Genomic DNA, 12,693 nt, shown 5'->3' with positions numbered 1-12,693 from the left:
GGATGACTAGATGGGTAGATCAATATATTCGCAGTGAGGAACAAAGAACCCGGGTTACGGAAATCGATAAATTAGCGGCTTGTTTTGCGGAGAGAGCGTCGACGCATGATCGTGAAGGCTCTTTCCCCTTCGATAACTTCGCGGATTTGCGCGAAGCGGGTTACTTGAAATTGACAGTGCCTAAAGCTTTTGGCGGGGATGAGATTTCTCTCTATGATCTCGTTATGCTGCAGGAGCGTTTAGCATACGGAGACGGATCAACAGCTTTGGCTGTTGGCTGGCATATGGGACAGATTATCCATCTTCGGACGACGCAAAAATGGCCGCAGCCTATTTTCGTAGAATTATGTCAGGCTATCGTGAATGAAGGCGCAATGATTAACACCTTCGCCAGCGAAGCTGCTTCAGGCAGTCCAAGCCGGGGAGGCAAACCCGAGACAACGGCAGTTGCAGTTGATGGCGGGTGGCTCATTACTGGCCGCAAAACCTTTAGTACGTTGTCGCCGATCCTCGACCGTTTTGTTGTAACGGCTTATATCCCTACTGAAGACTGTGCCGGTGACTTCCTAGTCACACGCGGGGAGCAAATAAAGCTCATTGAAACCTGGGATACGCTTGGCATGCGTGCTACCGGAAGCCATGATGTTGTACTTGATCAAGTATTTGTCCCTGCTGCTAACCGGCTTATCAGCCAAGGAACAGATGACGGAGGAGGCTGGCTGCTGCATATTCCAGCCTGCTATTTGGGAATCGCATTAGCTGCAAGAGATTTTGCCCTAGAGTTTGCAAACAGGTACCGGCCAAACAACATGGAGAAACCCATCTCTGCTATCCCATCTGTTCAACACTCGATTGGTGAGATGGAAGTTGAGCTTCGAACCGCTCATACGATGCTCTATTCGATCGCCGACCGCTGGGATCAGGAAATAGAAAATAGGCCCGCTTTGAAAGCGGACCTCGGCCTTGCCAAATATGTCGTAACGAATAATGCCATAAAAGTTGTAGATATCGCCATGCGGATTGTTGGCGGTACCAGCTTATCCCGGCAGCTGCCGCTCGAGCGCTATTACCGAGATGTCCGGGCTGGATTACATAACCCTCCGATGGACAATGCTGTGATTCAGAACCTCGCTGCCGCAGCTTTAGGCGAATTCGTAAAATAAGTTGATGTAGAGGCGCTAGAACAGATCGTCATGGTCACGTCTTAGCGCTTCTTCATTTCCTTTAATAAAATATTCATAGTCCCCTAAACGCCTCATCGCCTGTTGATCTGACAGCCACACCCATTCATCAATCTCCGTCTGACAGCGGTGTGCACGGAACGCCGCAAGCTTCGCTTTCTTCTGCCCGCTGACGTTGATCTTGGCAATGTCCTTTTTGAAGTATCCATACACTTCAGGGTATTCCATAGCATCGCCGAATGAAATGAAATACAAAGCTTTCTTCAGCCCTGTTCGATCCAACGCTTCCATCGTCGCTTTGCCAATAGCACAATGATCAGGGTGCCCGCCCCAACGTTCATGGAAGGTGAGAACAACATCGGGATCTACATCTCTAATCAAGCCTGCAATACGATCAGCTAATTGATCAGGATCAGCAAACTCTACAGTTTTATCACGGATATCGAAGAAATGAAGGTGTTGAATGCCAAGGCACTCGCAGGCTTCGCGCAGCTCCAGCTCACGTGCTGCCGCCATCGTCTCCCGGTTCAAATATGGCGGATTGCCCATTCTCCGTCCCATTTCACCCCTTGTTGCGCTGACAAGCGTGATCTCAACTCCAGCACTTGCATACTTAGCCAAGGTACCACCGCAAATAAAAGACTCATCATCGGGATGAGCAAATACAGCAAGAAGCTTTCTTATTTGTGAGCTCATTCGGCAAACGGCTCCTTTCCGATATGTAAAGCGACATTCATCCGCCCTCTGTCATCGTAACCGGCAAGTAATAGACGGCTTTCTTTGTCAAGTTCATAATGCGTGAGTGCTTCCATACGCAGCCAGCCAATCTGATCAAATCGGAAAGCCATCCGGTACGGACCGTCTCCTGCTATTAAGGCCTGCGATAGCTTCACCTTGAAATTGCGTACAAATACATAGGAGGTTGCCTCGCTATGGACGTAAATATCTTCGCCAATAAAAGCCCGAAGCAGCTCTTCAACTTCTAATGGAATAATAGGATTCATCGTTGGATTCCCCCAATTTCTTATTCATTCACTGTTGCCTTAAGCCGATCCAGACAAGCTTTGCATACGCATGCTTTCCCTAATAATTCAGGAGGAATGTTCTCAAATATCGCTTGCGGAAAAGCTTCCTTGCTGCACCAGCATGCTCCGGCAGGCAAACCTGCCAGATTACCGCACTGGTTGCTTCCGTTACAGATTGGACAACGGGCTGTTAATTCTTCAGCCATCTCTTCACCTACTTTTCTTGCTATTCGCTTTAATCATACTGCTTGAACCCTATAATTGCATCCTCTCAAAACAAAATGCCCGAATGGATATACTCCACTCAGGCACTTGGGCATTATTAGCTCCTTACTATTTTACAATACCCTTACTGGCTCCTTTTCACCAAGGGTTCTTAAGTAGTTGGCAATGACCCTTGCCAGCTGCTCAGGTGCTTCCACAAGACTCATATGAGCGACGCCTTCAAACGTATTTTCCTGAATATGCGGGTAGTCATACGTCGACTTTGGCGTCTGCCTCTCATTAACGGAGAATGTATCATCTGGTGAGATCACTTCATCATCCGCACCAGCTACTAGCAGAACCGGGAAGGTTGCTTCATGCAGCATCGCACTCCGGTCCGGCCGCATCATCATGCCTTCCAGTGTATGAATAGCTCCTTTCGCAGACATCCTTAACCCTGCCTGCTTGACCCGTTCAACTTCATCTGGCATATCCTGACGCTTCGATTCCTTGAACAGCTTTGGAATCAGATCGTGCACATAAGGCTCGATCCCATCCTTCATAATGAAGGAAATATCCTGATACCTTTTCCGCTTCACTTCTTCCGTATCCGGGAGGGCAGTAGAATGAATAAGGCCAAATCCGGACAGTTTTTCTGGATATTTATCTGCAAATGCCAATGTGACATAGCCGCCAAGGGAATGGCCAAATACAACTGTTTTATCTATTCCCAGCTTTTCTACTAATCCATTTATATCATCTGCCATCGCTTCCATTGTATATATATTGTCTGGTACCGATGTCTCGCCATGACCTCGCAGCTGCGGCATGATTACACGATAGTGCTCGGTCAATAGCGGACAAACATTATGCCAGTAATGGGAGGAGCCGCAAAAACCGTGAATCAAAATAATCGTTTTTTCGTTTTCTTGACCACATTCTTCATATACCATATCGATGCCGTTAACATGAACTTTATGCTTCTCCATCGATCCCACATCCTTTTCGATTTGGAATTGCTATCATGTTATTACTTAACCAGCCATCGAACGGATGAAACATAATTTATCAGATAATTCTGAATATATTTGATAACTTTTTACCTTATCTCCTTTATTATTGATTATATTAATGAAGAAAAATTTCTTTTCCTAGTAAATCAGACTTTTTTACAGATAAAACTGTTTCATATCCATGCATGCTGGTTAAGTATCTATCAAGCAAGACAAGCAAACAAATAAACAAGCCAACTGAAAGAAAGGTGATTCCGATGTTAGGATGGGCTTTACTCTTCTTCATTTTCGCAATCTTAGCCGGTATATTTGGATTTCTAGGTATCGCATCAGCGCTTGCCGGCATAGCGAAAATTCTATTCGTAGTCTTCATCGTTCTCTTCATTGCATCTCTTATTTTTGGAGGACGAAGACGAGCATAACAGCATTACAAACCATTAATTAAAAATCGAGGAGGAATTACAAATGACAACTCAAACCATGACGACAAGAGTACACACGGTTAAAAACATGCTGGAGGTACAGGAACAGGTTCACCGTTTTCAACGTGACGGCTATGAGAGAGAGAACATCTTTGTACTAACTCACGATAAAGACCGTACAGCACGCATTGCCAACAGAACCGATGCCGAGCAAATCGGGGTCTCCGCCGAAGGAGTCGGAACGGCTATTGCTAACATCTTCCGTTCCACAGGCGATGAGCTTCGCGCTAAGATGAGATCACTTGGGATTTCGAAACAATACGCCGAACATCTGGAAGAACAGATGGACAGGGATAAAATTCTGGTCATTGCCTGGGGCGGCAAGGAATATAAAGATGATGAATTTGACTCCTCCGTCTATTACTACCCAGAATATCGGATTTAATTAGTAATCATCCTATTCCATAGCACTTAACAAACGAAGACCTATCCGTACGGGTAGGTCTTTGAACTATGGTATAGTAAAAGAAGCTGCTGACGAAAGGAGCGCTTAGGATGAGTATCATCATTGTTGACGATAACACGACCAATCAGTTAATTGTGCAAACTATACTAAATAAAGCCGGCTACCGAAACTTACTGACGGCGTCTTCTGCGGTCGAGCTGTATGATTTGCTTGGTATTGGCGACTCAGCACCGTCTTCGGATACTGATGTTGAGTTAATTCTAATGGATTTGATGATGCCTGATATTGACGGCATCGAAGCATGCAAAGCCGTGCTGCAGAACCAACGTTATAAAGATATTCCAGTCATATTTGTAACAGCCGTTGGCGATTCCAACAAAATGGCTGAAGCGCTTGACGCCGGAGCTAGTGACTATGTAATGAAGCCGATCAACCGTATGGAGCTTCTTGCCCGTATCCGTTCTGCCTTGAGATTAAAGCAAGAAATCGATCGTCATAAAGAACGGGACGAGAACATGCGATACAATTTGGAACTAGCCAAGCAGGTACAACTCAGTGTGCTTAGCACAGCCATCGATGACGAGAATATTCGAATCAATGCAGCATACCAGCCTTCCTCCGAGCTTGCCGGCGATTTTTACAACTGGTATCGGATTGATAAGCATCGTTACGGCATCATTTTACTCGATATGATGGGTCATGGCATTTCATCTTCCCTTGTTTGCATGTACATTTCTTCCGTGCTGCGTGATACGATTACACGTATCTCTGATATGGAGCAGGTGATGCATGAGCTTAACCGTTATATGAATCAGTTACATATGCAAGATGAATTAATGAACTACTACTTTACTGCCATTTACTTGGTGCTGGATGTAGAGGAAAAAACGATTGAGTACGTGAATGCCGGCCACCCGCCAGGCATCGCTTTCCTCGATGGCAAGCCTGCCTTGCTCGAGCCATGCTGCAGTGCTATCGGCTTATTTAATAAGCTGAAAGTCAGCAAAGGCAAGCTTTATTATGATCAAGAAGCTGCGATTACTCTATATACGGACGGGTTAACAGATGGTATGGCAAATGGCCAAGAAATATCCACCCAAACACTAATTGACCTCATGAGAAACGAACAACAGCTGGAACCAGGTGAACTAGTAGCCTCCATTCTTCCAACTAACAACTGCATTCAGAAGGACGATATATGTCTTGTAATCCTTCAAACCAAATAAAATTTCTCCTTCCTTGTTTCAATCATTGTCTTAAAGGGTAATCAATAACATGGCCAATGATAAAGGTTGGAGGGATAGCGCATGAAGAATACATTCGTTCTTTGTTATCTTGTAGGAGGGATCCTCCTTGGCGTAGTACCGCTTGCAAATACATCTCTTCCTCATCACGTACAAGAGCTCGATTCAACAGAGACTGGATTAGCCACTGTCTCGCATGCTGACTATGACTTATCAGAATCAGCGATCAAGCTGGAATCCGTAAACGGACTGTCACTTTATGATGATAAAACAACAGTACAGCGTTTGCTCGGCGAGCCTGTACAAGTGTCCCATGATACGCTATTTACGGAATTTGAGACTTATGAATATCCAAATATGAACATCATCTTCTCAGATGGCGTCATACAGGAAATTAAGGTGAGCGGCAGCGCAAACACCATTTGGATTGATGACCAAGAAATCCCGGTTTCGATTGAAGCGTTAATTAAGACGCTTGGCGAGCCTGATTATAAGGCGGATGATGGGATTGTCTATCAACGACAGGAGAACGTGCTGAAGCTGTTCATTGACTATGATACAGGAACGCTCGATTCCATCGCTTATTACCACATTTCTTCTGTATAACCTATAATGATGATCGGAGTGAATCTAATGAAGCACCAGCAATTTCAGATCGAACAAACAGAAACGAACGACAGCTATATTTTATCCCTTAGCGGTGAACTCGACCTTTCGGTCGTAACTCAGTTAAGAGCCGCTTTGGAGCCTGTTATGGAGCGTACAGATCGCGCTTTGGTGCTGAATCTTAAAGACTTAAAATATATCGACAGTACAGGAATAGGCATTATTGTATCCGTACTAAAATATCGTGACGGGATTAACGCCTCTTTATCCGTGCAGGAAATCCCGCCTACCATTCAACGATTATTTGATCTAACTGGCATTTCCGGATATTTAACGGAAGGGACAGAACAACAAACATGATACGATTACAAATCCCTTCCCATGCCGACTATATCGAGATCGTCAGAGTATGTCTTTATGGTATTGCGTCCAAGCTGCCCTTCTCCTATGAGGACATTGAGGATATGAAAGTAGCCGTCTCAGAAGCTTGTACCAATGCGGTGCTTCATGGCCGCTCTCAGAATGATGGCGGCGGCTTAATCGATGTTTGCTTTCAGCCCTCGGAGGCTGGTATGACCGTCATTGTTAAAAATGAAGGGGAACCATTCGAGCATTCCGAAACTATAACTGATGAGAATACTCCACCTCTTCAAGGTATCGAGATTAGCGAACTTCCCGTTGGCGGGCTGGGCATTTATCTAATGGAGGCTCTTATGGATGAAGTAACGGTTCAATCCACGGACAGCGGAACGGAAGTCATCATGACCAAATATATCAGTCAATAACAAAAGGCCGGCGAATACTCGCTGGCCTTTTGCATTTTTCATTAACAATTGTATTCTTACTATCTTTCTAAAGCTTTTTTATAAAAAGACGTTCGCCGTCCGCTAGCTCCTCATAATGCTGCTTCCAAGGAGCAATGAGGTATTCCATGCTGCCCAAAGCCAGAATGCCTTCTGCCGATAAACTGTCATGGAACAACTTATGGACACGATTTTGCAGCTCGGGGTCGAAGTAGATCATCACATTACGGCATAAGATCACATGAAATTCATTAAAGGTGCTGTCCGTAGCCAAATTATGCTGAGCGAATATCATTTGGTCCGCCAAGGAACAATGAAAGGTCGCGTAGTCACGGTCTGTTGTATAATAAGCGGAAAACTCCTTTATTCCGCCGGCATGCAAATAATTTTTCGTAAAAGCCTGCATCCGCTTCAGCGGGAATTTCCCTGCCTTAGCCTGCTCGATAGCCCAGTCACTCATGTCAGTAGCGTAAATTTTAGCCTTTTCCAAAAGGCCCTCCTCTTGTAGTAAGATCGCCATGGAATAAACCTCTTCGCCTGTCGAGCAGCCAGCATGCCATATTCGAATCTCCGGCAGCTTCCTAAGCATCGGAACAGCCTTCTCGCGAAACGAATGGAAGAAGCTTGGATCACGGAACATCTCCGTTACCTTAATAGAGAAGTCATTCACCAGCTTATTCATATAACCAGGCTCATGGAGCACCTTCCCTAGCAGCTCTGTCACAGTAGCAACGCCGTCCATACACATCCTGTTTCGAATGCGACGGCGGATCGAGGAGCGTAAATAATGGCGGAAATCTTGACCATACGCACGATATAACCCCTCAATCAACAATTCAATCTCTATGCTTTCCCATTCACTAACCGGAAGTTCATCCGTCGACATATCTAATGCATCATGATCCATTAATTCCCCACCTGCTTCGTTAACCATACCCGCATCAGTGAGAACAGCTGGTCCATCTGTAACGGTTTGCTAATATAGTCCGAAGCCCCAGCTTCCAGACATTTATCACGGTCTGCCTTCATCGCTTTCGCAGTTAGTGCAATAATCGGCAGCGATTGCAGCTGCGAATCCTTCCGCATCTCTCTCATCGTCTCATAACCGTCCATAAGCGGCATCATAATGTCCATCAACACTAGATCAAAATCGCTCTCGCTGCGTAAAATCTCCAGACACCGCTTGCCGTTGCCAGCTACGGTTACCTGCATATTTTTGCTCTCAAGCGCATGCACAAGTGCGAACACATTACGAGCATCGTCTTCAACCAGCAGTACCTTTTTACCAGCAAACTCGGAAGTTCTGGCCTTCTCCGTAATCTGCAGTGTCAATTCCTGTTCAAGGCCTTCAGATTCAGCGGCCATCAGCTCCGCGGCCGCTACTGCTTCTTGCTGTGCAAGAAGAATAGAATCAAGCTTCTCTTGACTAAGCGGCGGTAAATATACCGTGAAGCAGCTTCCTTTATCTAATGTACTGTTCAACTCAATCGATCCGCCGAGCAGCTTCACAAATTCACTGCAGATGGATAAACCAAGCCCTGTTCCTCCATATAACCGGTTTGTATTGCCGTCAACCTGCTGGAAAGCCTCAAAGATCAGCTTTTGCTTATCCTTCGGTATGCCAATTCCGGTATCGGTAACCGATATAGCCAGCATGTCTTGACTAGTATGCTCAAACCGCAAATGAACAGTGCCTTTATCCGTAAACTTGAAAGCATTGGACAACAGATTTTTAAGAATCTGCTGCAATCTCTGCCCATCCGTATACCAGACATTAGGCAGATCAGCATCCATGTCTATGACAAACGCAATATTCTTTTTCTCCGCAATAGGGTTAAAAGTCAGTTTCATAAGCTCTGGAATCTCAGTCAGGTTAACCTCGTCTACGGTAAGAATCAATTTCCCAGCCTCTATCTTCGACAGATCGAGAATATCGTCAATCAGCTTCAATAGATCCGTGCCGGACGTATGAATTACTTTTGCAAAACCTTCTTCATCCTCGCTTAATGTTCGGTTCTCATTCTCAGCAAGCAGTTGGGACAAGATAAGAATGCTGTTAAGCGGCGTCCGAAGCTCATGAGACATATTCGCAAGGAAATTCGTTTTGTATTGCGAGCTTTTCTGCAATTGCTCAGAATAATCCTCAAGCTCTTCCTTCGCTTTCTCCAGTTCCTTTGTTTTCTGCTCAGCGATCAAATACTGCTCCTCGAGATGTTCGGTTGTCATCCGCATTTCCTCTTGCTGCATTTGGAGTTCTTCCGTTAGTACCTGCGATTCACTAAGCAGCCGCTCTACTTCCATTCTCCCAGCAATATTGTTGACGGCAATCCCGAAATCTTTCTCAATCTCCTCCAGCAGCTTCAAATGAAGGGAAGTGAATGATTCTAACGAGGCAAATTCTATTACTGCCTCCAGTCGGTCTTCATATTCAATCGGCACCATGAGGACACTGCGCGGTTCGAAATCTACTAGCCCAGTCTTAATAAGAGGAGCTTGCTCCTTCGGCTGATTAATAAGGAACACTCGTTTTTCCAATGCACATTGACCAACCAGCCCTTCTCCAAACCGAATAGAAGCTTTACCAGTCTCCTCCCCGGAGCCCGCATAAGAGGCTAATTTCTCCAGCCGTTGCTGCTCCCCTGTCCCTTTGCGAATATAAAATACGCCATAAGTGGCATTCACCATAGGGGCAACCTTCGTGAGGAAGGATTGTGCCAAGACCTCAAGATTATTAATACCTTGCGTCATTGTAGCCATTTCGGCCACCTTGGATTGAATCCAGCTTTGTGCCTCAAGGCTTGATAACAACTGATTAGTCGCATCACCAAGCTCTTTGATTTCATCTTTGGTGTTCACATGAATTCTTGTTGCAAGACTGCCGCCGGATGAAGCAATTTCCGTAATCGTACTGACGACCTGTTTAATTGTCTTCACAATAGAACGTGAAACAAAAGAAACGATCATAAACGAAATAATTGATGCAATCAGCAGCAGAACATAAATGCCGATAGTGAGCAGTCTGTTCTTATTTTCCAAATCAATAATATGCAGCTTCGTGGACTGGACCTCTTGATTGCCGATTTCGTCAAACTTCGTACGCAGGTCATCCATCTGCTGTTTGCCGATATCATTTTGGAAAAAGGCAATAATATCATCTTCCATATCTTGCTTTTTCATCGCAATCGTAGGCTCTCCTGCCTTACTGATCCATTCCTGAATCGTGACTTTAATTTCTTCAAGCTCCTTCTTCGTGCTGGGATTATCAGAAATATAAGCATACAAACTGTTGTAATTGGCTTCCCATTGGGCTTTCCCTTTATTGTAAGGTTTCAGATAACTCTCATCTCCAGTCAGCAGAAAGCCGCGCTGGGAAGTCTCCATACTGATCGCATCATACTGAATGGAAGCAATCAAATTATGAATTTCGACATCTCTGGTCGTAATTGTCTCAACTTCGTTTTGCAGCGCCTCAATACGGTCCGTAACCGTCACAATTGAAACTCCTAAGCAGATGAGAATTAGGAAATACCCGATTGCAATCTTGCTTCGGATATTAAATTTAAAGGCTCGAAGCATATCAATTCTCCTTCTCTTCTTTTCTCTTCTATTAAGTATACCATTATCTCTTTAATCAAACTGTTGTTTCAATGCTATAAATCTAGGGTATTTATGAAACAAAAGAGGATGTGAATTCCATGGATCTCTACATTCAGATCAGTATTATTGTCATTACAGTTGCTATTGTCATTCTCATGTACTTCCTCATTCAGACAATGAAAGTGCTGAAAGCCGCCTTGGAAGAGGTTCGATTAACCGTTGGTGAATTAAGAAGCGATGTATCTCAAATTTCAGTTGATGTCAAAGAAATGATTCATAACACGAATGAAATGACACTTGATGTTCGCACAAAGCTAAGATCACTGGACATCCTGTTCACTACCGTCAATGACGTCGGACAAGCCGTGCATAGCTTCACAACCGTCATGAAAGAATCTGCCGCCAGTTTGGTTACAACCATAAAAGGCAAGGAGCAGCATGAGGTATACGATTCCGTGCCGGTTCATTCACACAAAACCAAAACGATCAGCGCCGTAACTGACGGTATTATGTCTTCCATACGAATTTGGCGAAAGCTCAAGAATAATTAAGTTATAATAGGACTAGCAGAGAGGAAAGAAAATAATGATGAAACCATGGATAAGCTTAACCATTCCCGCAAAAGCCGAATATATCGATGTCGTAAGACTGACCTTGTCAGGGTTAGCTGCCAAAGAAGGCTTTTCCTACGAGGAAATTGAAGATATGAAAGTAGCCGTTACAGAAGCATGCAGCAACGTTGTCCTTCACGCTTACAACGGCAGCGATTTTGGCATTATGGAGATTGTATTTGAAATGGAGCAGGACTCCCTTCAAATCAGGGTGAAAGATTCCGGAAACAGTTTTCTGTTTGAACCAGCCATTATTGCAAATGCTTCCCTACATCACAAACCATTGAGCGATGCAAATGTGGGAGGACTCGGCCTTTTTCTGATGCAGGCTTTGATGGACCATGTGGAGGTCCGCTCAGAGATGGGTACAGAGGTGCTTCTCTCTAAGCGACTTGGTAGGAAAGAGGAGATGGCATGAAATCACATTCATCCTTCCTAAATCAAGAGCAAGCAGCAGAGCTGCTTCAGCGATATAGGGAAACGAGCTGCAATGATGCCGCTACGGCATTATTGCAGCATTATGAGCCGCTTGTTCGAATGGCCGTATCCAAAATTTCACGAAACCGTCCTGATTTATATGAAGATCTATACCAGGTTGGTCAAATGTCGATGCTGCGGTTATTTAAGCAATTTGACAGTGAAAAAGGTATACCTTTTGAAGGCTATGCTATGAAAAGCGTCATTGGCCAGCTTAAAAACTATTTGCGCGATAAATCTTGGTATATACAAGTGCCTAGAAATATGAAGGAAAAGGGCTTGCTCGTTCAGAAGACCATTGATGAACTAACAACTAAGCTTGAGCGCTCACCTAAGATGGATGAAATTGCGGAGCATCTGGGATTAACGATGGAGGAAACGATCGAAGTGTTATCTTCCAGGGAATCTTATCAGTATGTTTCCCTTGATACTCCTCTCTCGAGTGAAGCTGACAGTGCCACCATTGGAGATGTCATCAGCGATCATACGGATGACTACCGCCATGTTGATAATCGTATGGCTTTGAATGAAGCCTTGGAACAGCTGAAGGAGGAGGAGCGCAAGGTGCTTCTCCTCGTCTACCAGCATGGACAATCCCAGCGGGAAATTGCTGATCAGCTTGGGGTTTCACAAATGAGCGTTTCCCGCTTCCAAAAGAGAGCCCTCGATAAGCTAAGGCAGCTGTTTCAACCGCCGCAAAGCGAAGGAGGCTGATCCAGGGGCCGTCTCAAAAGGGATTCGCTCGCTGGAGAAACGTCTCGCATCAGTGTAATTTTTATAAAAATAGCAGTGCTCCCTGCACTGCTATTTTTGTTTAGATCTCTTGCTGCTTTCGRCAAGCCTCGAAGCAGGAACCGACKGAATCYTMGGTTATTCTTTATTTGCCCAAACACACTCTCCGGTTCGTGCATGCTTCGAACCAATAAGGCATGCCCATCTTCACTCTTAAGGATTGGCTTCTTTTTGTTTGAGTATTTCATGAACAGGTTAAAGACAGACGGAGCAATTAAATGATGCTGGAGAAGCGTAGTTGATGCTTACGAA

Annotated in this window: 16 protein-coding genes and 1 pseudogene; 10 read left to right on the top strand and 7 right to left on the bottom strand. The window is 44.8% G+C overall.

Going from position 1 to position 12,693, the window contains the following annotated elements:
* Positions 1–2: 2 nt before the first annotated feature.
* Positions 3–1,163 carry an acyl-CoA dehydrogenase family protein gene (locus AB4Y93_RS04785; RefSeq protein ID WP_441889517.1) on the top strand — a complete coding sequence of 387 codons (1,161 nt, stop codon included), beginning with the start codon at positions 3–5 and terminating at the stop codon, positions 1,161–1,163.
* A gap of 15 nt (positions 1,164–1,178) precedes the next feature.
* On the opposite strand, the gene AB4Y93_RS04780 is transcribed toward AB4Y93_RS04785, so the two are convergent.
* The 4 genes from AB4Y93_RS04780 to AB4Y93_RS04765 all read right to left on the bottom strand — a co-directional run bounded on the left by AB4Y93_RS04780 (position 1,179) and on the right by AB4Y93_RS04765 (position 3,399).
* A complete protein-coding gene (locus tag AB4Y93_RS04780) occupies positions 1,179–1,877 on the bottom strand; it encodes a PIG-L family deacetylase (RefSeq protein WP_441889515.1) in 699 nt (232 codons plus the stop codon).
* Complete coding sequence (locus AB4Y93_RS04775) at positions 1,874–2,185, bottom strand: DUF1806 family protein (protein WP_441889513.1); 312 nt, start codon at positions 2,183–2,185, stop codon at positions 1,874–1,876. Before AB4Y93_RS04775 ends, AB4Y93_RS04780 begins: the two co-directional genes overlap by 4 nt.
* Positions 2,186–2,205: 20 nt before the next feature.
* Entirely contained in the window at positions 2,206–2,412 is a 207-nt protein-coding gene (locus AB4Y93_RS04770) for a cysteine-rich CWC family protein (protein ID WP_441889511.1), read from the bottom strand.
* Between the two features lie 132 nt (positions 2,413–2,544).
* Positions 2,545–3,399 (bottom strand): alpha/beta fold hydrolase, encoded by an 855-nt coding sequence (locus AB4Y93_RS04765; RefSeq protein WP_441889509.1) that lies wholly within the window; start codon positions 3,397–3,399, stop codon positions 2,545–2,547.
* 209 nt (positions 3,400–3,608) lie between these two features.
* On the opposite strand from AB4Y93_RS04765, the gene AB4Y93_RS04760 reads away from it, so the two are divergent.
* The 6 genes from AB4Y93_RS04760 to rsbW (AB4Y93_RS04735) all read left to right on the top strand — a co-directional run bounded on the left by AB4Y93_RS04760 (position 3,609) and on the right by rsbW (AB4Y93_RS04735) (position 6,946).
* Entirely contained in the window at positions 3,609–3,845 is a 237-nt protein-coding gene (locus AB4Y93_RS04760; RefSeq protein ID WP_441889507.1) for a DUF1328 domain-containing protein, read from the top strand.
* Positions 3,846–3,888: 43 nt separating this feature from the next.
* Complete coding sequence (locus AB4Y93_RS04755) at positions 3,889–4,290, top strand: general stress protein (RefSeq protein ID WP_167279843.1); 402 nt, start codon at positions 3,889–3,891, stop codon at positions 4,288–4,290.
* A gap of 110 nt (positions 4,291–4,400) precedes the next feature.
* Positions 4,401–5,537: a PP2C family protein-serine/threonine phosphatase gene (locus AB4Y93_RS04750; protein ID WP_441889505.1), complete on the top strand. Its 1,137-nt coding sequence runs from the start codon at positions 4,401–4,403 to the stop codon at positions 5,535–5,537.
* A gap of 81 nt (positions 5,538–5,618) precedes the next feature.
* Positions 5,619–6,161, top strand: a complete 543-nt coding sequence (locus AB4Y93_RS04745) for a hypothetical protein (protein WP_441889503.1) — start codon at positions 5,619–5,621, stop codon at positions 6,159–6,161.
* A gap of 27 nt (positions 6,162–6,188) precedes the next feature.
* Positions 6,189–6,521: an STAS domain-containing protein gene (locus AB4Y93_RS04740; RefSeq protein ID WP_441889501.1), complete on the top strand. Its 333-nt coding sequence runs from the start codon at positions 6,189–6,191 to the stop codon at positions 6,519–6,521.
* The gene (rsbW, locus tag AB4Y93_RS04735; RefSeq protein ID WP_441889499.1) at positions 6,518–6,946 is read left to right on the top strand and encodes an anti-sigma B factor RsbW; all 429 of its coding nucleotides are present in this window, start codon (positions 6,518–6,520) and stop codon (positions 6,944–6,946) included. Before AB4Y93_RS04740 ends, rsbW (AB4Y93_RS04735) begins: the two co-directional genes overlap by 4 nt.
* Positions 6,947–7,013: 67 nt before the next feature.
* Here rsbW (AB4Y93_RS04735) and AB4Y93_RS04730 read toward each other — a convergent pair whose 3' ends face one another.
* Both AB4Y93_RS04730 and AB4Y93_RS04725 read right to left on the bottom strand, forming a co-directional pair.
* Positions 7,014–7,871 carry a CheR family methyltransferase gene (locus tag AB4Y93_RS04730; protein WP_441889497.1) on the bottom strand — a complete coding sequence of 286 codons (858 nt, stop codon included), beginning with the start codon at positions 7,869–7,871 and terminating at the stop codon, positions 7,014–7,016.
* Positions 7,871–10,456, bottom strand: coding sequence for a CHASE3 domain-containing protein (locus AB4Y93_RS04725; RefSeq protein WP_441889495.1), 2,586 nt, complete (start codon positions 10,454–10,456; stop codon positions 7,871–7,873). The genes AB4Y93_RS04730 and AB4Y93_RS04725 overlap by 1 nt, the downstream gene beginning before the upstream one ends.
* A 203-nt stretch (positions 10,457–10,659) precedes the next feature.
* On the opposite strand from AB4Y93_RS04725, the gene AB4Y93_RS04720 reads away from it, so the two are divergent.
* Genes AB4Y93_RS04720 through AB4Y93_RS04710 form a run of 3 tightly spaced genes read left to right on the top strand, consistent with a single transcriptional unit; the run spans position 10,660 to position 12,363 of the window.
* Entirely contained in the window at positions 10,660–11,112 is a 453-nt protein-coding gene (locus AB4Y93_RS04720) for a DUF948 domain-containing protein (RefSeq protein ID WP_441889494.1), read from the top strand.
* 37 nt (positions 11,113–11,149) lie between these two features.
* Positions 11,150–11,590, top strand: a complete 441-nt coding sequence (gene rsbW, locus AB4Y93_RS04715; RefSeq protein ID WP_441890499.1) for an anti-sigma B factor RsbW — start codon at positions 11,150–11,152, stop codon at positions 11,588–11,590.
* Positions 11,587–12,363 (top strand): sigma-70 family RNA polymerase sigma factor, encoded by a 777-nt coding sequence (locus AB4Y93_RS04710; protein WP_441889492.1) that lies wholly within the window; start codon positions 11,587–11,589, stop codon positions 12,361–12,363. The genes rsbW (AB4Y93_RS04715) and AB4Y93_RS04710 overlap by 4 nt, the downstream gene beginning before the upstream one ends.
* 101 nt (positions 12,364–12,464) lie before the next feature.
* Here the strand turns inward: AB4Y93_RS04710 and AB4Y93_RS04705 are convergent.
* Positions 12,465–12,635, bottom strand: a pseudogene (locus AB4Y93_RS04705) (transposase); the annotation flags it as partial.
* Positions 12,636–12,693 lie beyond the last annotated feature (58 nt).

Origin of the sequence: Paenibacillus sp. YAF4_2 (genome assembly GCF_052113225.1) — a bacterium.
Taxonomy (GTDB): domain Bacteria; phylum Bacillota; class Bacilli; order Paenibacillales; family Paenibacillaceae; genus Pristimantibacillus.
The sequence above is the reverse complement of the archived record's forward strand: the minus strand, read 5'-3'. Positions and strand labels throughout refer to the sequence as shown.

Coding starts and splice junctions, on each gene's coding strand:
- AB4Y93_RS04770 (WP_441889511.1), bottom strand. CDS start 2,412: ATGGCTGAAGAATTAACAGCCCGTTGTCCAATCTGTAACGGAAGCAAC.
- AB4Y93_RS04780 (WP_441889515.1), bottom strand. CDS start 1,877: ATGAGCTCACAAATAAGAAAGCTTCTTGCTGTATTTGCTCATCCCGAT.
- AB4Y93_RS04775 (WP_441889513.1), bottom strand. CDS start 2,185: ATGAATCCTATTATTCCATTAGAAGTTGAAGAGCTGCTTCGGGCTTTT.
- AB4Y93_RS04750 (WP_441889505.1), top strand. CDS start 4,401: ATGAGTATCATCATTGTTGACGATAACACGACCAATCAGTTAATTGTG.
- AB4Y93_RS04760 (WP_441889507.1), top strand. CDS start 3,609: ATGCTGGTTAAGTATCTATCAAGCAAGACAAGCAAACAAATAAACAAG.
- AB4Y93_RS04710 (WP_441889492.1), top strand. CDS start 11,587: ATGAAATCACATTCATCCTTCCTAAATCAAGAGCAAGCAGCAGAGCTG.
- rsbW (WP_441889499.1), top strand. CDS start 6,518: ATGATACGATTACAAATCCCTTCCCATGCCGACTATATCGAGATCGTC.
- AB4Y93_RS04720 (WP_441889494.1), top strand. CDS start 10,660: ATGGATCTCTACATTCAGATCAGTATTATTGTCATTACAGTTGCTATT.
- AB4Y93_RS04755 (WP_167279843.1), top strand. CDS start 3,889: ATGACAACTCAAACCATGACGACAAGAGTACACACGGTTAAAAACATG.
- AB4Y93_RS04740 (WP_441889501.1), top strand. CDS start 6,189: ATGAAGCACCAGCAATTTCAGATCGAACAAACAGAAACGAACGACAGC.
- AB4Y93_RS04785 (WP_441889517.1), top strand. CDS start 3: ATGACTAGATGGGTAGATCAATATATTCGCAGTGAGGAACAAAGAACC.
- AB4Y93_RS04765 (WP_441889509.1), bottom strand. CDS start 3,399: ATGGAGAAGCATAAAGTTCATGTTAACGGCATCGATATGGTATATGAA.
- AB4Y93_RS04730 (WP_441889497.1), bottom strand. CDS start 7,871: ATGGATCATGATGCATTAGATATGTCGACGGATGAACTTCCGGTTAGT.
- AB4Y93_RS04745 (WP_441889503.1), top strand. CDS start 5,619: ATGAAGAATACATTCGTTCTTTGTTATCTTGTAGGAGGGATCCTCCTT.
- rsbW (WP_441890499.1), top strand. CDS start 11,150: ATGAAACCATGGATAAGCTTAACCATTCCCGCAAAAGCCGAATATATC.